At 69.9% G+C, this 17,512-nt stretch carries 18 protein-coding genes and 1 pseudogene; 11 read left to right on the forward strand and 8 right to left on the reverse strand.

The annotated features are described in order from the left end of the window. Positions 1–48 precede the first annotated feature (48 nt). The 6 genes from QTI33_RS12305 to QTI33_RS12330 all read left to right on the forward strand — a co-directional run bounded on the left by QTI33_RS12305 (position 49) and on the right by QTI33_RS12330 (position 6,527). Positions 49–945 carry a branched-chain amino acid ABC transporter permease gene (locus QTI33_RS12305; RefSeq protein WP_286506242.1) on the forward strand — a complete coding sequence of 299 codons (897 nt, stop codon included), beginning with the start codon at positions 49–51 and terminating at the stop codon, positions 943–945. Positions 946–1,006: 61 nt separating this feature from the next. Next, positions 1,007–2,083, forward strand: a complete 1,077-nt coding sequence (locus tag QTI33_RS12310; protein ID WP_286506243.1) for a branched-chain amino acid ABC transporter permease — start codon at positions 1,007–1,009, stop codon at positions 2,081–2,083. Continuing rightward, complete coding sequence (locus QTI33_RS12315; RefSeq protein WP_286506244.1) at positions 2,083–2,841, forward strand: ABC transporter ATP-binding protein; 759 nt, start codon at positions 2,083–2,085, stop codon at positions 2,839–2,841. Before QTI33_RS12310 ends, QTI33_RS12315 begins: the two co-directional genes overlap by 1 nt. A gap of 3 nt (positions 2,842–2,844) precedes the next feature. Further along, entirely contained in the window at positions 2,845–3,630 is a 786-nt protein-coding gene (locus QTI33_RS12320; RefSeq protein ID WP_286506245.1) for an ABC transporter ATP-binding protein, read from the forward strand. Positions 3,631–3,657: 27 nt separating this feature from the next. Further along, positions 3,658–4,851 (forward strand): ABC transporter substrate-binding protein, encoded by a 1,194-nt coding sequence (locus tag QTI33_RS12325; RefSeq protein WP_286506246.1) that lies wholly within the window; start codon positions 3,658–3,660, stop codon positions 4,849–4,851. Next, positions 4,848–6,527: an AMP-dependent synthetase/ligase gene (locus tag QTI33_RS12330; RefSeq protein ID WP_286506247.1), complete on the forward strand. Its 1,680-nt coding sequence runs from the start codon at positions 4,848–4,850 to the stop codon at positions 6,525–6,527. Before QTI33_RS12325 ends, QTI33_RS12330 begins: the two co-directional genes overlap by 4 nt. A gap of 29 nt (positions 6,528–6,556) precedes the next feature. On the opposite strand, the gene QTI33_RS12335 is transcribed toward QTI33_RS12330, so the two are convergent. From QTI33_RS12335 to QTI33_RS12345, 3 genes are all read right to left on the reverse strand, one after another. Beyond that, on the reverse strand, positions 6,557–7,534 hold the full coding sequence (locus tag QTI33_RS12335; protein ID WP_286506248.1) for an NAD(P)H-dependent flavin oxidoreductase: 978 nt from the start codon (positions 7,532–7,534) through the stop codon (positions 6,557–6,559). A 21-nt stretch (positions 7,535–7,555) separates the two neighbouring features. Continuing rightward, positions 7,556–8,296, reverse strand: coding sequence for an SDR family oxidoreductase (locus tag QTI33_RS12340; protein WP_286506249.1), 741 nt, complete (start codon positions 8,294–8,296; stop codon positions 7,556–7,558). Between the two features lie 99 nt (positions 8,297–8,395). Next, positions 8,396–8,992, reverse strand: a complete 597-nt coding sequence (locus QTI33_RS12345) for a TetR/AcrR family transcriptional regulator (protein ID WP_286506250.1) — start codon at positions 8,990–8,992, stop codon at positions 8,396–8,398. 88 nt (positions 8,993–9,080) lie between these two features. Here QTI33_RS12345 and QTI33_RS12350 point away from each other — a divergent pair, with 88 nt between their 5' ends. From QTI33_RS12350 to QTI33_RS12360, 3 genes and pseudogenes are all read left to right on the forward strand, one after another. Continuing rightward, entirely contained in the window at positions 9,081–9,674 is a 594-nt protein-coding gene (locus QTI33_RS12350; protein ID WP_286506252.1) for a 2-hydroxychromene-2-carboxylate isomerase, read from the forward strand. 31 nt (positions 9,675–9,705) lie between these two features. Beyond that, positions 9,706–11,316 carry an AMP-binding protein gene (locus QTI33_RS12355; RefSeq protein WP_286506253.1) on the forward strand — a complete coding sequence of 537 codons (1,611 nt, stop codon included), beginning with the start codon at positions 9,706–9,708 and terminating at the stop codon, positions 11,314–11,316. Beyond that, positions 11,313–13,087, forward strand: a pseudogene (locus QTI33_RS12360) (acyl-CoA dehydrogenase C-terminal domain-containing protein). Before QTI33_RS12355 ends, QTI33_RS12360 begins: the two are co-directional and overlap by 4 nt. Before the next feature lie 27 nt (positions 13,088–13,114). Here the strand turns inward: QTI33_RS12360 and trhA are convergent. The 3 genes from trhA to QTI33_RS12375 are packed head-to-tail and all read right to left on the reverse strand — an operon-like array spanning position 13,115 to position 15,139. Continuing rightward, a complete protein-coding gene (trhA, locus tag QTI33_RS12365) occupies positions 13,115–13,759 on the reverse strand; it encodes a PAQR family membrane homeostasis protein TrhA (RefSeq protein WP_286506254.1) in 645 nt (214 codons plus the stop codon). Between the two features lie 10 nt (positions 13,760–13,769). After that, on the reverse strand, positions 13,770–14,681 hold the full coding sequence (locus QTI33_RS12370; protein WP_286506255.1) for an SPFH domain-containing protein: 912 nt from the start codon (positions 14,679–14,681) through the stop codon (positions 13,770–13,772). A 41-nt stretch (positions 14,682–14,722) separates the two neighbouring features. Further along, complete coding sequence (locus QTI33_RS12375) at positions 14,723–15,139, reverse strand: NfeD family protein (protein WP_286506256.1); 417 nt, start codon at positions 15,137–15,139, stop codon at positions 14,723–14,725. 237 nt (positions 15,140–15,376) lie between these two features. Here QTI33_RS12375 and QTI33_RS12380 point away from each other — a divergent pair, with 237 nt between their 5' ends. Continuing rightward, positions 15,377–15,799, forward strand: coding sequence for an HU family DNA-binding protein (locus tag QTI33_RS12380; RefSeq protein ID WP_286506257.1), 423 nt, complete (start codon positions 15,377–15,379; stop codon positions 15,797–15,799). Positions 15,800–15,860: 61 nt separating this feature from the next. On the opposite strand, the gene QTI33_RS12385 is transcribed toward QTI33_RS12380, so the two are convergent. Then, positions 15,861–16,118, reverse strand: coding sequence for a DUF1488 family protein (locus tag QTI33_RS12385; protein WP_286506258.1), 258 nt, complete (start codon positions 16,116–16,118; stop codon positions 15,861–15,863). A gap of 204 nt (positions 16,119–16,322) precedes the next feature. Between QTI33_RS12385 and QTI33_RS12390 the strand changes: the two genes are divergently transcribed. After that, positions 16,323–16,838 (forward strand): hypothetical protein, encoded by a 516-nt coding sequence (locus QTI33_RS12390; protein ID WP_286506259.1) that lies wholly within the window; start codon positions 16,323–16,325, stop codon positions 16,836–16,838. Between the two features lie 14 nt (positions 16,839–16,852). Here QTI33_RS12390 and ureG read toward each other — a convergent pair whose 3' ends face one another. Next, the gene (gene ureG, locus QTI33_RS12395) at positions 16,853–17,503 is read right to left on the reverse strand and encodes an urease accessory protein UreG (RefSeq protein ID WP_286506261.1); all 651 of its coding nucleotides are present in this window, start codon (positions 17,501–17,503) and stop codon (positions 16,853–16,855) included. Between the last annotated feature and the right edge of the window lie 9 nt (positions 17,504–17,512).

Here is a 17,512-nt window from a genome sequence, read left to right on the forward strand (position 1 = left end):
ATGTCCTTATAGTCTGTCGATCGTTTAGTTAACGATCGTTAGGACAAAATGGGTGCATTCGATTCGGCCTCCCTGTCGCAGTTCGTCCAGCTGGGCCTGCAAGGCATTTCAACCGGCGCCATCTACAGCCTGGTGGCGCTCGGCCTGGTGCTCGGCTACAAGGCCACCGAAGTGCTGAACTTCGCCCATGGCGACGTGCTGATGCTGTCGTCCTTCGCGGCCTGGTACTTCATGGTCGAGGCCGGGCTGTCGTTCTGGTTCGCGCTGCCGCTGGTGGTGCTGCTGGCGGCGCTGCTGTGCTGGCTGCTCGAGGCCCGCGTGATGCGGGCCATCGTCGGCCAGCCGCAGTTCGCGGGCGTGATGCTGACCATCGGCATCGGCTTCATGATCCGCGGCGGCACCAGCATGGTCTTCGGCCCGGACTCGCGCAGCTACCCGACGCCCTGGACCGGGCGCACCACCACGCTGGGCGGCGCCGTCGTCGCCGACCTCAACCTGGTGATCCTGGCGGCGGCGCTGGGCGTGACGGCGCTGCTGTTCGTCTTCCTGCAGCGCACCGCGCTCGGCGTGGCGATCCAGGCCTCGTCGCAGAACCAGTTGGCCTCCTACCTGTGCGGGGTGCGCGTCAAGCGGCTCAATTCGCTGGTGTGGGCGATCTCGGGGGCCATCGCCGCGCTCTGCGGCGTCCTGCTGGCGCCGATCTCGCTGGTCGACCTGAGCCTGTGGTTCGTGATGCTGAAGGCGCTGGCGGCCCTGGTGCTCGGCGGCTTCGGCAGCGTGCCCGGGGCCATCCTCGGCGGCCTGCTGATCGGGCTGATCGAGCAGTTCTCGGGCGTCTACCTGCCCGACGGCTTCAAGGACGTCATGCCCTACCTGGTGCTGATCGCCGTACTGGTGTTCTTCCCGCGCGGGCTGATTGGCGAAGCGCACGGGAGGCGTGTATGAGCCCCCGCCCGGCCGTTCCGAAGGGGGCCCGCACCGCAGTGCGAAGCACGGAGGTTTTCCAGTGAGCCGGGACAACTACCAGACCAGCTACGCCGAAGGGCGGGCGCTGCTGCGCACGCGCGAGCAGCGACTCCTGTACGGCGCGCTGGCGGCGGCGCTGGTGGTCGCGCCGTTCGCGATCCCGACCTTCTACGTCGGCGAGGCCTCGTTCATCTTCATCATGTGCATCGCCAGCCTGGGGTTGATGACCCTGACCGGCTTCACGGGCCAGGTGTCGCTGGGGCAGGCTGCCTTCCTGGGGATCGGCGCCTACACCCACGCGCAACTGCTGACGCTCGGCCTGCCGCTGCCCCTGTCGCTGCTGGCCGCGGCCTTCGCGGCCGGGCTCGCCGGGCTGGCGGTGGGCCTGCCGGCGATCCGGGTCTCGGGCCTGCACCTGGCGGTGGTGACGCTGGCCTTCGCGATCGTGACCGAGCACGTGGCCGGCCGGTGGAAAACCGTGACAGGCGGCCATAGCGGCCTCGCGGTGCCCGACCCGGTCTTGTTCGGCTTCAGCTTCGGCGGACCGCGGCCCTTCTATTTCCTTTGCCTCGCGATGCTGGCGCTGGTGCTCTGGCTGCTGCTGAACCTGATGCGCTCGGCCACCGGCCGCGCCTTTGTCGGCGTGCGCGACTCCGAGGCCGCGGCGCAGGGCCTGGGCATCCACGTGGCGCGCACCAAGGTGCTGGCCTTCGTGATCTCTGCCGCCGTGTCGGGCCTGGCCGGGGCGCTGCTGGCCCACCAGACCCAGTTCATCACGCCCGAGAGCTTCGGCCTCGCCCTGTCGCTGCAGCTGGTGCTGATGGTCTTCATCGGCGGCATGGGCAGCCTGCGCGGCGCGATCTTCGGCGCCCTGCTGATAGGCATGCTGCCGTCGCTGATCTCGCTCGCCAAGCCGCTGCTGCCGGCGCGCATCGGCAGCCAGTTCGGGCTCGAGCTGTTCGTCTATGGCGCGGTGCTGGTGTTCTTCGTGCTGCTGGAGCCGCGCGGCATCAACGGCCGCTGGGTCCGCATCCGCAGCGCGCTCGACGAATTTCCGCTGCGCCGGCGCGGCGGCTTCCGGCGCCAGAAGGCCTACCTGCGATCGGAGCGTGGCTGATGGCGTTCTTCGAAGTCAGCCAGTTGAGCCTGTCCTTCGGCGGCGTGCGCGCGGTGCGCGACGTCAGCTTCGAGGTGGCGCAGGGCGAGGTGTTCGCCATCATCGGCCCCAACGGCGCCGGCAAGACCTCGGTGTTCAACCTGATCACGCGGGTGTTCGACGCCAGCGCCGGCTCGGTGCGGCTGCGGGGCCGGGAGATCACCGGCGTCGCCCGGCACGACGTGGTGCGCCATGGCATCGCGCGGACCTTCCAGAACATCGAGCTGTTCGAAGGCGCGACCGTGCTCGACAACCTGATGCTGGGCCGCCACTGCGCCCCGCACGGCAGCCTGTGGGCGCAGCTGCTCGACCTGCCGGTGGTGCGCCGCGCCGAGACGGCCACGCGCGAAGTGGTCGAGGACGTGATCGCGCTGCTCGACCTGGCGCCGTATCGCATGCGCCTGGTCGCCGGCCTGCCGTACGGCATCCGCAAGATCGTCGAGCTGGGCCGCGCGCTGGTGGCGGGGCCGAAGCTGCTGCTGCTCGACGAACCGGCCTCGGGCCTGAACCCGGAGGAGACCCACGAGCTGGCCCACTGGATCCGCGACATCCGCGATGCGCTGGGCATCACGGTGGTGATGGTCGAGCACGACATGTCGCTGGTCTCGGCCGTGGCCGATCGCGTGCTGGTGATGGAGCAGGGCCAGGTCCTGGCCTCGGGCACCCCGGCCGAGGTGCAGTCCGACCTGCGCGTCATCGCCGCCTATCTCGGAGCCTGAAACATGACTGCCCTGCTGAGCGTGCGCAACATCGAGACCTGGTACGGGCCGGTCAACGCCATCCGCGGCATCAGCCTGGAGGTCCAGCCCGGGCGCATCGTGGCGGTGCTGGGCGCCAACGGCGCCGGCAAGACCACGCTGCTCAACACCATCGCCGGCGTGATCGACCCGGCCAAGGGCCGCATCGAGTTCGAGGGCCGGCGCATCGACGGCCGCGACGCCGATGCGGTGGCGCGCGCGGGCGTGGTGCTGGTGCCCGAGGGGCGCCAGGTCTTCACCTTCCTGAGCGTGCTGGAGAACCTGCGCATGGGCGCCTTCGCCCGCCGGCGCGACCCCGAGGCGAAGCGCGACATCGAGCGCGTGTTCGAGTGGTTTCCGCGCCTGCGGGAGCGACAGGGCCAGGCCGCCGGCCTGCTGTCGGGCGGCGAGCAGCAGATGGTGGCGATCGGCCGCGCCTTCATGGGCCGGCCGCGGCTGCTGCTGCTCGACGAACCCTCGCTCGGCCTGTCGCCGCTGTTCACCAAGGAGATCTTCGCCATCGTGCAGCGCATCCGCAGCGAGACCAACACCGCAGTGCTGGTGGTCGAGCAGAACGCCGCGATCGCGCTGGCCACCGCCGACGACGGCTACATCGTCGAGCTCGGCCGCATCGTCGCCGCCGACAGCTGCGCCAGGCTGCGCGAACGCGACGACGTGCGCGACTTCTATCTCGGCGGCGCGGGCGGCCATGCGGCGCCCGGCGCCACACCCGCCGACCGGCCGCAGCGCCGCAGCGCCAGTTGGCGCTAGCCCTTCCATCACTTCAGGAGACATCCCATGAGCCTTCGCCGTCGTACCCTGCTCCACTCCGGCCTGGCCGGCCTCGCCCCCGCCTTTCTCGGCGCGCCCGCGCGTGCCGCCGGCGTCAGCAGCGGGGAGATCGTGCTCGGCACGCACCTCGACCTGTCGGGCCCGGCCGCGATCACGATGCCGCCGATCCGCAACGGGCTGCAGATGCGCATCGACGAGGCCAACGAGGCCGGCGGCATCCATGGCCGCAAGCTGCGCTTCGTGATCGAGGACAACGGCAGCCAGCCGCCGCAGGCGGTGCGGGTGGTGGACAAGCTGATCCGCCGCGACGAGGTGTTCGCGCTGCTGTGTCCCTTCGGCTCCGGCCCGGGCGTGGCCACGGTCAAGAAGACGGTCGATGCCGGTGTGATCTGCTTCGCGCCCTACGGCGCGGCGGCGCTGATCCGCAAGGCCTCGGGCGACTCGCCGCTGCTGTTCACGGCCAACCTGCACTACGACACGACCACGGCCGCGGGCCTGAAGTGGACCCTTGCCAAGCTGGGCAGCAAGAAGGTCGGCTTCATCTACCAGGAAGGGCCGTTCGGCGACCTGGTCGGCAAGGGCGTCAAGGAAGGCCTGGCCGCCAAGGGAATGGCGCTGGCCGCCGAGGCCGGCTACAAGGTCGGCGACATCGACTTCTCGTCGCAGGTGGCGCGCATGCGGGCCGCCGGCGTCGACCTGATCGTGGGCGCCACCACCACCCGCGAGACCATCGCGGTCGCCGCCGAGGTCAAGAAGCTGGGCTGGAGCGGCGTCAACGTGCTGACTGCAAGCCCGGGCCGCGCCGGCACCACGCTGAGCATCGGCAAGGCGTCGGTCGAGGGCCTGTACGGCATCGGCGGCTGGCGCATCACGCCGGCTTCGGCGCAGGGTCCGGCGCTCAAGCGCTGGTCCGACAGCTACCGCCAGCGCTTCAACATGGAGCCCGACGATGTGGCGCTGGTCTTCTACGACTATGCCTCGTGGTTCATGCAGGGCCTGCAGGCGGCCGGCAAGGACCTGAACACCGCGGGCCTGGTAAAGACGCTGCAGGCCTCCAGCTTCAAGGGCGAGTCGTCCTACGACACGCAGCGCTTCAAGGACAACCACGTCGACCCCGAGTGGTGCCGCGTCGAGCAGGTGGTCGACGGCCGGTGGCTGCCGCGCTCGGAGATCATCGACCCGGCCAAGAGCAGCCTGTGAGCAGGGCGCCGACGATGACGCTGCCGCAGGCCTGGCTGGCGCGCTGCCGGGCGCAGCCGGCGCAGGTCGCCATGCGCCACAAGCGGCGCGGCATCTGGCGCTCGGTCGCTTGGGGCGAGTTCTTCGCGCAGGCGCGGGCCATCGGGCTGGCGCCGGGGGAAGTGGTGTCGATCATCTCGGAGAGCCGGCCCGAATGGCTCTATGCCGACATGGCGGCCCAGGCCATGGGCTTCGTCAGCCACGGCGTCTACCCGACCTGTTCGGCGCGCCGCGTCGGCCGGCAACTGGCGGACGCCGGCGCGCGCGTGGCCTTCGTCGAGAACGCGGCGCAGGCGGCCAAGGTGTTGGCCTCGGCCGAGCGGCTGCCGCGCCTGGCGCGGGTGGTCGCCTTCGACGAGCGTGGCGTTCGAGAGCTCTGCGATTCCAGGGTGACCAGCCTCGCGGCCTTCGTCGAGGCCGACGAGGCGGCAGCCGCTGCGCGCTTCGAAGCGCGCATCGCGGCCGGGCAGGGCGGTGACACCGCCTTTCTCGCCGGCACCGCGGGCACCACCGCCACCCCGCGCCTGGCGGCCTTCTCGCACGCGGCGGCGATGCGCCAGGGTGCCGCGATGCAGGTGGCGCTGGGCGTGCGCGACGGCGACCGCAGCCTGTGCTTCGTGCCCTTGGCCAGCGCGGCCGAGCGCATCCTCGCAGCCGTGCTGCCGGTGCTCGGCCACGGGTTGGTGCATTTCCCGGAGAGCCCGGCCACGGTGGCCAACGACCTGCGCGAGGTCGAGCCGAACTGGGTGCACGCGCCGCCGCGCTTCTGGGAAAAGCTGCAGGCGCGCACCGAGAGCGCCGCGCTGCTCACCGCGCCGCGCGAGCGCAGGCTCTATCGCCGCAGCGTCGATGGCGCGGCCGGTGGCTGGCTGGCGCGGGCGGCGCAGCGGCAGGTGCGCCGGTCGCTGGGCCTGGCACGGGCGCGCCAGGTGTTCGGCGGCGGCGCGCTGGCGGGCCCGGCGCTGGCGCAGTGGTATGCGGCCATCGGCGTGCCGCTGGTCGACCTGTATGAAAGCGCCGAGACCTGCGGGCCCTGCCTGCTGGGGCCGTCCGTGGCCCGCATCGCGGGCGATGGCGAGCTGCAACTCAGGCCGGTGGCGGCGCTCGCCGGCTACTGGCACGCGGGTGCGCTGCAGCCACCCGCGCTGACGCACGATGGCTGGCTGCACACCGGCGACCTCGCCGTGGCGGGCGAGGACGGCGTGCCGCGCGTGGTCGGGCGGCTGTCGGAGTCCTTCGCGATGGCCTCGGGCGAGCGCGTGGCGCCGGGCGCCATCGAGGCGGCGCTGCTGGCCAGCAGCTACATCGCCGGCGCGATGCTGGTGGGCGAACGGCGCAGCCACTGCGCCTGCCTGGTGGCGCTGGAAGAGGAGAGCGTGCTGAGCTATGCGCAGAGCGAGGGCATCGCGTTCACCGACTACGCCAACCTGGTGGCGAAGCCCGAGGTGCACGCGCTGGTCCAGGCGCAGATCGACCGACTCAACGCCGCGCTGGCCGATGGCCTGCGCATTCGCGGCTTCGGCGTGCTGGCGCGCACGCTGTCGGCGCAGGACGAGGAGCTGACGCCGGCCCTTCGCATCCGGCGACAGATGGCGCAGCGCAGCTTCGCCGGGCAGATCGAGGCGCTCTACGGCTGAAGCGGCAGCGCCGAAGCGCCGCTTCGCTGCTACGCCGCCAGCATCCCGGCCAGGCGGGCGGTGATCAGGCCGTGGGCCTGGTCCATGATGCGGTCGATCAATTGCTTCACGGTCGGCACGTCGCGGATCAGCCCGGCCACCATGCCGCAGCTCCAGGCGCCGGCGTCCATCTCGCCCTCGACCATCACGCGCGGATAGACGCCCGCCACCTGGTCGTAGACGTCGGCGATCTGCAGCGCCGCGCCCTTCTCGCGCTCGATCTGCAGGATGCGCTCGACGCCGGCGTTGTTCAGCACCCGCTCGGTGTTGCGCAGCGGGCGCATCACCAGGCGGGTGTCGAGCTCGCTGGCCTTCACGATCGCCTGCTTGACGTTCTCGTGCACCGGCGCTTCCTGCGTCGCGATGAAGCGCGTGCCCATGTTCATGCCGTCGGCGCCCAGCGCCAGCGCCGCCACCAAGCTGCGGCCGTCGGCCATGCCGCCGGAGGCGACGAAGGGAATGCGCAACTCTTCGGCGGCGCGCGGCAGCAGGATCATGTTGGGCAGGTCGTCCTCGCCCGGATGGCCGCCGCACTCGAAGCCGTCGACGCTGACCGCGTCGCAGCCGATGGCTTCGGCCTTGAGCGCATGGCGCACCGAGGTGCACTTGTGGATCACCTTGATGCCGGCGGCCTTGAGCGCCGGCATGTGGGCCTCGGGGCTGCGCCCGGCGGTCTCGACCACCCGGATGCCGCCTTCGGCGATGGCGGCGATGTACTCGGGGTAGGGCGGCGCCGAGAAGGTCGGCAGGAAGGTCAGGTTGACGCCGAAGGGCTTGTCGGTCATCTCGTGGCAGCGGGCGATTTCCTTCGCCAGCAGCTCGGGCGTCTTCTGCGTCAGGCCCGTGATGAGCCCGAGCCCGCCGGCGTTCGACACCGCGGCGGCCAGCTCGGCGAAGCCGACGTAGTGCATGCCGCCCTGGATGATCGGGTGCTGGATGCCGAAGAGTTCGGTGATGCGTGTCTTCATGTTCGTGTTCCCTTCGAAGGCCTACCAGCGCTCCATGTAGGGCCGCAGGTCGAGCTCGAAGGTCCAGGCGTCGCGTGGCTGGGCGTGCAGGTGCCAGTAGTTGTCGGCGATGTGCTCGGGGTTGAGGATGCCGTCTTGCTCCTTCAGCGCATAGCGTTCGGGGAAGCTGGTGCGGATGAACTCGGTGTCGATCGCGCCGTCGACCACGACGTGCGCGACGTGGATGTTGCGCGGCCCGAGTTCGCGCGCCATGCTTTGCGCCAGCGCCCGCAGCGCATGCTTGGCGCCGGCGAAGGCCGCGAAGTTGGCGGCGCCGCGCAGGCCCGCCGTGGCGCCGGTGAAGAGGAGGGTGCCGCGGCCGCGCGTCACCATGCGCTTGGCCACTTCGCGGCCGTTCAGGAAGCCGCTGAAGCAGGCCATCTCCCAGATCTTGAAGTACTTGCGCGCGGTCTCCTCGAGGATGCTGGAGGGCACGTTGGCGCCGATGTTGAAGACCATCACCTCGATCGGGCCGTGCTCGCGCTCGACCTGTTCGACCAGCGCGATCACGTCCTCTTCCTTGCGCGCGTCGCTGCTGAAGCCGAAGGCCTGGCCGCCCGCGGCGCGGATGGCGTCGACCGTCGGCTGCAGCTTGTCGGCCGAGCGCCGCGTGAGGCAGGCGATGTAGCCCTCTTTCGCGAAGCGGGCCGCGATGGCGCCGCCCGTTGCATCGCCGGCGCCGATCACCAGCGCGACTTTTCCCTGACCTTGCGACTCCGCCATGACTGTCTCCTTTGGATGGATGAATGAGCGTTTAACTAAACGAACGTTAGCCAACCGGGCGAACGATGTCAAGCCAGCGCGCGACCGGCGCGCGGGGCTTCAGGACTTCTTGTGGCCCGGCGAGGTCGAGCAGGGATGCTCGAGCGCATGCGCCTGGTCGATGAAGCGGCGGCTGGCGGCCAGCAGTTCCTTGCGCGTCTTCTCGCTCTCGACCGCGCGGGCCAGCACCACGGCGCCGACGCACTGCGCGATCAGCGCCCAGGCGGCGTCGGAGTCGCCGATGCGGTCGCTCCAGTTCTTCTGGGTGCGCTTGAGGCTGGCCTCGACGGCCTTGCGCACCTCCGGGCCGGCGCGTGCGATCTCGGGGCCGAGGGCGGTCAGGGCGCAGCCCTGGTCCGGGTTCTCGACGTGGAAGCTGCTGAGGTAGCCGCGCAGGCAGCGCGCCACGTGGTCGGCCGGCGAATCCTCGTTGCCGGCCAGCATGTCGGCGCTGTTGTCCACCTCTTCGCTGATCAGGGCCTCGAACAGCGCCTGCTTCGACGGGAAGTGGCTGTAGAAGGCGCCGCCGGTCATGCCGATGGCACCCATCAGTGCATCGACGCCGGTGGTCTCGAAGCCGCCGCGCTTGGCGATCGCCCGGCTGCTGGCCATCAGCTTGTCGCGGACTTCTTGTTTGTGGGTGCTGGAGTAGCGCATGGGAGGCCTCGGGGGAACCCTTGTTGACAATGAAAAAACAATAACATAACTTCCGTTCAGTTAACGAACGTTTATTAAAGGAGCCGCAATGGGCAAGACGGTGGAGTTCTATTTCGATGTGGGGAGTCCGGCTTCGTATCTGGCGTGGACCCAGCTGCCGACCCTGTGCGCGGCGGCCGGCGCCGAGCTGGTCTACAAGCCGATGCTGCTGGGCGGCGTCTACCAGGCGACCGGCAATGCGTCGCCCGGTGCGATTCCGGCCAAGGGCCGCTACACGGTGCGCGACTACGAGCGGCATGCGCGCAAGTACGGCGTGCCCTATGTCAACAACCCGCACTTCCCGATCATCACGCTGTTCCTGATGCGTGCCGTGACCGGCGTGCAGCTGCGCGAGCCGCAGCGCCTGCAAGAACTGCTGGCGGCCGTGTTCAAGGCGATGTGGATCGACGCGCTCGACCTCAACCAGCCGGCCCTCGCGGCGAAGACGCTGGCGGATGCGGGCTTCTCGCCCGAGGCCGTCCAGGCGCTGGCGGCCGACTCCGAGGTCAAGGCGGCCCTGAAGGCGACCACCGAAGAGGCCGTGGCGCGCGGCGTGTTCGGCGCGCCGACCAGCTTCGTCGGCGACGAGATGTTCTTCGGCCAGGACCGCATGGACATGATCCGCGAAGAGCTCGCGCGCTGAGCGCGCAACGACCACAACACCAGGAGACACCATGGAACCACGACGCTGGCATGCGGCCTACCCGCAGGGGCTGCCCACCGACATCGATCTGCCGCCGGGCGAGACGCTGGCGGCGATGCTCGACCGCTCGATCGCGGCCTTCGCCGATCGCACCGCGGTGACGGCCGGCAGCGAGTCGCTGAGCTATGCCGAGCTCGGCCGGCTGTCGGATCGGCTCGCGGCGCACTTCGCCCAGGCCGGCTTGCGCCAGGGCGACCGGGTCGCGCTGATGCTGCCCAACGGGCTCGCGTTCCCGATCGCCATGGCCGCGATCCTGCGCAGCGGCTTGGTCGGCGTGCCGGTGAATCCGCTCTACACGCCGCGCGAACTGGCCCACCAGCTCGCCGACGCGGGCGTGCGCTGCATCGTGCTGGCCGAGGCGCTGCGCGAGGCGCTGGAAGGCGTGATCCTCGAAGCAGGCGTGGCGCAGATCCTCACCGCGCCGGTCGCGGGACTGCTGGCGGCGATCGCATCCGCAGGCGGCGAAGAGGCGCAGAAGGTCATGCCACTCGCTACGGCCATCGCGCGGTCCGGCAACCTGTCGCCGCCGGTCGTGCAGATCGCACCGGGCGATCCGGCCTTCCTCCAGTACACGGGCGGCACCACCGGCCTGTCCAAGGGCGCGGTGCTGACGCATCGCAGCGTCGGCGCCGGCGTGCTGCAGTCGCTCAGCTGGATGCGGCTCGCCGTCGACACCCGCGCGTGGTCGGTGGTGGCGCCGCTGCCGCTCTATCACATCTATCCGCTGCAGGTGTCGCTGATCACCTTCCAGCTCGGCGGCGTGATGCGGCTGGTTGCCAACCCGCGCGACCCGGGCGCGGTGATCGCCGAGATGAAGCGCGCGCCGTTCCTGGTTTTCATCGGCGTCAACACGCTGTTCAACGCGCTGGTCAACGCGCCCGGGTTGGCAACGGTCGACTTCAGCGGCACCGGGCTGGTGATCGGCGCCGGCGCCTCGATCCAGCAGGCGGTGTCGCAGCGCTGGCGTGCGGCCGGCGGCCTGCCGATCACCGAGGCCTACGGGCTCACCGAGACCTCGCCCTCGGCGACCTTCAATCCGCCCGGGCGCAATGGCTCGATCGGCATCCCGGTGCCGTCGACCGATGCCCGAATCGTCGACGACGACGGCCGGCCGGTGCCCGACGGCACGCCCGGCGAGCTGCTGCTGAAGGGTCCGCAGCTGTTCGCGGGCTACTGGAAGCGAGAGGAAGAGACCCGCAAGGCGTTGACCGAGGACGGCTTCTTTCGCACCGGCGACGTGGTGGTGGCGGATGCCAGCGGCGCCATGACCATCGTCGACCGCAAGAAGGACATGATCCTGGTGTCGGGCTTCAACGTCTATCCGAACGAGATCGAGGCGGTGGTCGCGATGCACGAGGGCGTGGTCGAATGCGCCTGCATCGGCCAGCCCGATGCGCGCTCGGGCGAGGCGCCGCATCTGTTCGTGGTGCGGCGCAGCGAGGCGCTGACCGCCGGCGAGGTCGAGGCCCATTGCCGCGCCAACCTGGCGGGTTACAAGGTGCCGCGGCAGATCAGCTTCCTGCAGGCGCTGCCGAAGTCGACGGTCGGCAAGATCCTGCGTCGGGAGCTGCGACAGCCATGAGCGGCTACACCGCCCCGCTGCGCGACCTGCGCTTCGTGCTGCATGAGTTGCTCGATGTCTGCGCCACTTTGCCTGCCGACGGCGGCGAAGCGCTCGACCGCGAGACCCTCGACCAGATTCTCGACGCCGCCGGCAGCTTTGCATCGGAGGTGATCGCGCCGCTGAACGGCAGCGGCGACCGCGAGGGCTGCCGCATGCCGGCCCCGGGCGTCGTCCAACGCCAGCGGGATTCCGCGAGGCCTACGACCGCTTCTGCGCCGGCGGCTGGACCGCGCTGGCCTGCGACCCCGCGCACGGCGGGCAGGGCATGCCCTCGGTGCTCGACAACGCGCTCTACGAGATGTTCTGCGGCGCCAACATGGGCTGGGCGGCCTATCCCGGCATGTCGCACGCGGCCTATACCTGCATCGCGAGCAGCGGCGATGCCGAACAGCAAGCGCTCTACCTGCCGCGCATCGCCTCGGGCGAATGGGCCGGCACCATGTGCCTGACCGAGCCGCACGCGGGCACCGACCTGGGCCTGCTGCGCACGCGCGCCCAGCCGCGGGCGGACGGCAGCTACGCGGTCACCGGCACCAAGATCTTCATCTCGGGTGGCGAGCAGGACCTGACGGACAACATCGTGCACCTGGTGCTGGCGCGGCTGCCCGATGCGCCGCCGGGCGTGAAGGGGATCTCGCTGTTCATCGTGCCGAAGTTCCTGCCGGCGGCAGAAGGCGGCCTCGGCGAGCGCAACGCCCTGGCCTGCGGCTCGATCGAGCACAAGATGGGCATCCACGGCAACGCCACCTGCACCATGAACTTCGATGGCGCCACCGGCTGGCTGCTCGGCGAAGTCAACCGGGGCCTGGCGGCGATGTTCGTGATGATGAATCACGCGCGCATCGTGGTCGGCGTCAATGCGATCGGCCTGATGGATGCGGCGTATCAGAAGGCGCTGGGCTATGCCCGCGACCGCACGCAGGGGAGGGCACCGACCATGGCCGCGCGCAGCGGCCCGGCGGACCCCATCCTCGCCCATGCCGACGTCCGGCGCACGCTGCTGACCCAGAAGGCATACGTGGAGGGCACGCGCGCCTTCGCGCTCTGGGCCTCGCAGCTGGCCGACGTCCAGCATCGCGGCGCCGACCCGAAGGAGCGCGAGCGGGCTGCGACCCTGCTGGCCCTGGCGACGCCGATCGTCAAGGCCTTCTCGAGCGAGCTCGCGGTCGAATGCACCAGCATGGCGATGCAGGTTTTCGGCGGCCATGGCTTCATCGCCGACAACGGCGTCGAGCAGCATCTGCGCGATGCCCGGATCATTCCGCTGTACGAAGGCGCCAACGGCATCCAGGCGATGGACCTGCTGGGTCGCAAGGTGCTGGCCGATGGGGGCGCGGGGCTCGGCCTGTTCCTCGATGCGGTCGAGCAGTTCGCACAGCCGCAGGACGATGGCCCGTGCGAGTTCGCCGAGCCCCTGAGCGACGTGGTGGCGTTGGCGCGGCGCGCGGCGCGCGAGCAGATCGAGCGGGCCGCGCTCGACCCCCATGCGGCCGGCGCCGCCGCGATACCGTTCCTGCGCCTGATCGGCCATGTCGCACTGGCCTGGATGTGGGCGCGCATGGCGGCGGTCGCGCAGGCGCGGCGAGCCAGCGACGACCCTCACTACCGCGCCAAGCTGGCCACCGCGCGTTTCTACTTCGAGCGACTGCTGCCCGAGACGCAGTCGCTGGCGGTGGTGCTGGCTGCGGACGCGTCGGACTGGACCGCAGGCGAACTGGACTGGCTCTGAAGCGGTGCGGTGCCAGCCGTCATCGCGCTAGCCGTGCGCATGCCACAGCACCGCGAAGAAGTGGCAGGCACTGCCCGCCAGCACGAACAGGTGCCAGACGAAATGCGCGAAGCGCACCTTGTTGTCGAACAGGAACACCACGGCGCCGGCCGTGTAGGCCAGGCCGCCCGCCACCAGCCAGGCCAGTCCCGAGCTCGACATGCGTTCGTAGAGCGGCACCGCGGCCGCCACCGCCATCCAGCCCATCGCGACATACAGGCCGGTCGACCACAGCGGATGCCGCAGCCGGTTGAAAAGCTTGGCGGCCACGCCCAGCACGGCTGCGCTGCAGAGGGCGCCGAACAGCGTCCAGCCCCAGGGCCCGCGCAGCACGCCGAACAGGAAGGGCATGTAGCTGCCGGCGATGAACAGGTAGATGGCCGCGTGGTCGAGCCGGTTGAACCAGGCCTTGGCACGGCCCTGCGGCAGGGCGTGGTACAGGGTCGACACGCCGTACAGCAGGATCATCGTGCCGGCGAAGAGGCTGGCACCCACCACCGCCGCCGCGCTCTGGCGCGAGGCGCTCCAGACCAGGATCGGCAGCGAGGCGATGGCCAGCAGCAGGCCCAGGCCGTGGCTCAGCGCGTTCATGATTTCTTCGGCGACCGTCTGGTCGCGATCGGCGACACGCATGGCGGGCTCCTCAGGCGGCCGGGCCCTTGACCATCGCCATCGCCGAGCTGATGAGCGTCGACACCTCGGTCATGTTGCTCGGCACGATCAGCGTCGCCTTCGACTTGTCGGCCACCTTGCCGAAGGCCTGCAGCGCTTCCTCGGCCACCTTGAGCTGCACCGCCGAATGGCCGCCGGGCTTTTCGATCGCCTCGGCGATCCGGGCGATGGCGCCGGCCGTGGCCTCGGCCACGGCGCTGATGGCCGCCGCCTCGCCCTGCGCCTTGTTCACCACCGCCTGCTTCTCGCCTTCGGAACGCGCGATGGCGGCCTCGCGCTCGCCGGTCGCGATGTTGATCTGCTCCTGGCGGCGGCCTTCGGAGGCCGCGATCAGCGCGCGCTTCTCGCGCTCGGCCGTGATCTGCGACTGCATCGCGTGCAGGATCTCCTTCGGCGGCGTCAGGTCCTTGATCTCGTAGCGCAGCACTTTCACGCCCCAGTTGAGCGCGGCCTCGTCGATCGCGGCCACCACCTGGGCGTTGATGATGTCGCGTTCCTCGAAGGTCTTGTCGAGTTCGAGCTTGCCGATCACGCTGCGCAGCGAGGTCTGGGCCAGCTGCGTGACCGCGGTGATGTAGTTCGACGAGCCGTAGCTCGCGCGCATCGGGTCGGTGACCTGGAAATAGAGGATGCCGTCGACCGTGAGCTGGGTGTTGTCGCGCGTGATGCAGACCTGGCTCGGGACATCGAGCGGCACTTCCTTCAGGCTGTGGCGATAGGCCACGCGGTCGATGAAGGGCACCAGGAAGTTGGCCCCCGGCAGCAGCGTGGCGTGGAACTTGCCCATGCGCTCGACCACCCACGCATGCTGCTGGGGAACGAACTTGACGGCGCGGGCGACGAACAGGATGGCGACGACAAGGAGAACGAGGGAGACTTCCATGAGGACTTTCTTTCGGTGGATAGAGGCGGGCCGGTGGCGCATCAGCCGATGAACGCGACGACCAGGACATTGCCCTGCACGTCGACGATGCGGTGCAGGCCGGGCGCGGTCGGCCCGTCGGACGCCGGCTTGACCTGCCAGGTGGCGCCGCGGTAGCGGACCTCGGCCGTCCGGCCCTCGCTCCAGGCCGGCACCGTGACCTGTTCGCCGACGTCGATCTGCACGTCGGACAGGCGCGCCTTTGGGCGCCGCGACGCGCGCAGGTACCAGCCGCCGACGAAGGCCATGCAGGCCACGGCGGCGCAGACGATCTGCGTCGGCATCGCGGCGCCGAGGTGGGCGGCCAGCGCGCCGACCGCGAAGCCGATCGCCACCAGCAGGGCATAGATGGTGCCGGTCACCAGTTCGAGGGCGACCAGTGCGAAGGTCATCAACCACCAGAGCGTGGGGGCCGTCATGTGCATCCTTTTCTTCGCCGGGCAGCGGCGTGCCGCGAGGATAGCCCGTCGCTCGGTCCCCGCCGGGCGGGCAGGGCCATGCGATCTGCCGCCGAGACGCTTCTTGCGCTGGATCAGCAAAATTCGACGACGGCCCCACGCGCCGTGCGGGGGTGCGAGAGGAGGTGCCGGTCACACCTACGTTACACTCCGCGCCGCTTGCAGCTTGCGTCGCAGGCTGCGCCGCCATAGGCAAACATGGCGAAAACCATCCATAGGAAATTTGAAGTGAACCGTATCGAACTGGTCGAGAAGATCGCCACCACGCACAACGTCAGCAAGGCCGAAGCCGCACGCATCCTGGAAACCATCACCGGCTCCATCGTCGCTGCAGTGAAAAAGGGCGACCCGGTCCAGCTGATCGGCTTCGGCACCTTCAAGCAAGTGGCACGCGCTGCGCGCACCGGCTTCAACCCCCAGGCTGGCGCAGCGATCAAGATCGCCGCCCAGAAGGTGCCGAAGTTCGTGCCGGGCGCTGCCTTCAAGGCCGCCGTCGACCCCAAGGCCGCCAAGCGCAAGGCCGACAAGGCCGCCGCCAAGCCGGTGGCCAAGAAGGCTGCACCGGCCAAGAAGGCCGCCGCGACCAAGGCCGCTGCACCAGCCAAGAAGGCCCGCAAGTAAGCCTGGATGACGGCAAAGAAAAACGGCCCCTCGGGGCCGTTTTTTTGTGGCTGCGCGGCGGCTAGAAGTCCTCGCTGCCCAGGCAGATCGCGCGGGCCGGATTCTCGCGGTAACGGGCGGTGGCCCGGGCGTCGATCGAGTCGGCGTTGCGCGCATAAGCCTGGACCAGGTCGGCGTCGCGGCCTTCGGGGGCGTGGAAGCGGTCGTGCAGCGCCTCCTCGTCGATCCGGGCGATGATCCGGGCCCCGTCGAAGCCGTCGGGATAGATGGCGAACTGGACGCTGCCGGTCGCGGGATGGAAGATCGCTTCTGAAGCCATGATGGCGCTGGGTCTGTAACGGGTTGTGGCAGTATCGCGTGTCTTGTGACTTTCCGATACAAGCCCTATGGTCTAGTCCGCGAGCAAGATGCGGACCAAATCACAGAGGCCGTCACAATTTGATGCCAGCCTGAGGCGCGTCCGCGGCTGAACTTGCCGTCCGGCCCGGAGTCCTACCCGGCCTTTTTCCTGTCCGATTCCCCCATGCATCGCTTCCTGTCGAAACCGGTCCGCGCGCTCGCCGGCCTTGCCTTGCTGTCGGCCGCGCAGGCCGGCTCGGCCCAGGGCCTGCCGCCCGGCGTGCGGCTGGGCATGTCGGCCGACGAACTGCAGGCGGCGCTGCCGGGTGCCGAGCGGGTGCCGCGGCCGCAACGCCTGGCCGGTGGCCTCGCCGGGGCCTGGCGGGCCGCGCCGACGCAGCTCGCAGGGCTGTCTTTCGAGCCGGTGTTCTTCTTCGCCGGCGGCCAGCTGCGGCGCGTGGAGTGGGTCGCCGCGACCGCTTCGGCGCCCGATCTGGGGGCCGCGGCCTTTGCCGAGATCGTCGCCTGGGGCCGCGACCGCTTCGGCCCCGAACTCGGCTCGAACGACCCGGGCAGCGCCTCTGCAGCCTGGGTGCAGGGCGATTGCGACGTCTACGCCCAGCGCATCAGCGATCCGCGCCATGCCAGCGTCCGGCTGGTCTACAAGGCGCGCCAGCTCAAGGACGCGAGCGAACTCTGAGCCGGGCGGGCCGATCAGGCTTCGGCCAGCATCCCGCGTTCTTCGATGAAGGCCACCACCTCGGCCAGGCCGCTGCGGGTCTTGAGGTTGGTCATCACGAAGGGACGCTGCTTGCGCATGCGCCTGGTGTCGGCTTCCATCACGCCGAGGTCGGCCCCGACATGGGGCGCGAGGTCGGTCTTGTTGATGACGAACAGGTCGCTCTTGGTGATGCCGGGGCCGCCCTTGCGCGGGATCTTCTCGCCGGCCGCGACGTCGATCACGTAGATCGTCAGGTCGGACAGCTCGGGGCTGAAGGTGGCCGCCAGGTTGTCGCCGCCCGATTCGACGAACACCACGTCGGCATCGGGGAACTGCGCCAGCATGCGGTCGATGGCCTCGAGGTTGATCGACGCATCTTCCCGGATCGCGGTGTGCGGGCAGCCGCCGGTTTCCACGCCCATGATGCGTTCGGCCGGCAGCGCGCCGGCGACCGTCAGCAGGCGCTGGTCTTCCTTGGTGTAGATGTCGTTGGTGATCGCGATCAGGTCGTACTTGTCACGCATGGACTTGCACAGCATCTCGAGCAGCGTGGTCTTGCCGGAGCCGACCGGGCCGCCGATGCCCACGCGCAGCGGCGGCAGCTTCTTGGTGCGGTGGGGGATGTGGTGGAGGGCGGAGGACATGGTGGGGGA

The sequence above is a fragment of the Variovorax davisae genome, assembly GCF_030316845.1.
GTDB classification, from domain to species: Bacteria; Pseudomonadota; Gammaproteobacteria; order Burkholderiales; family Burkholderiaceae_C; genus Variovorax; species Variovorax davisae.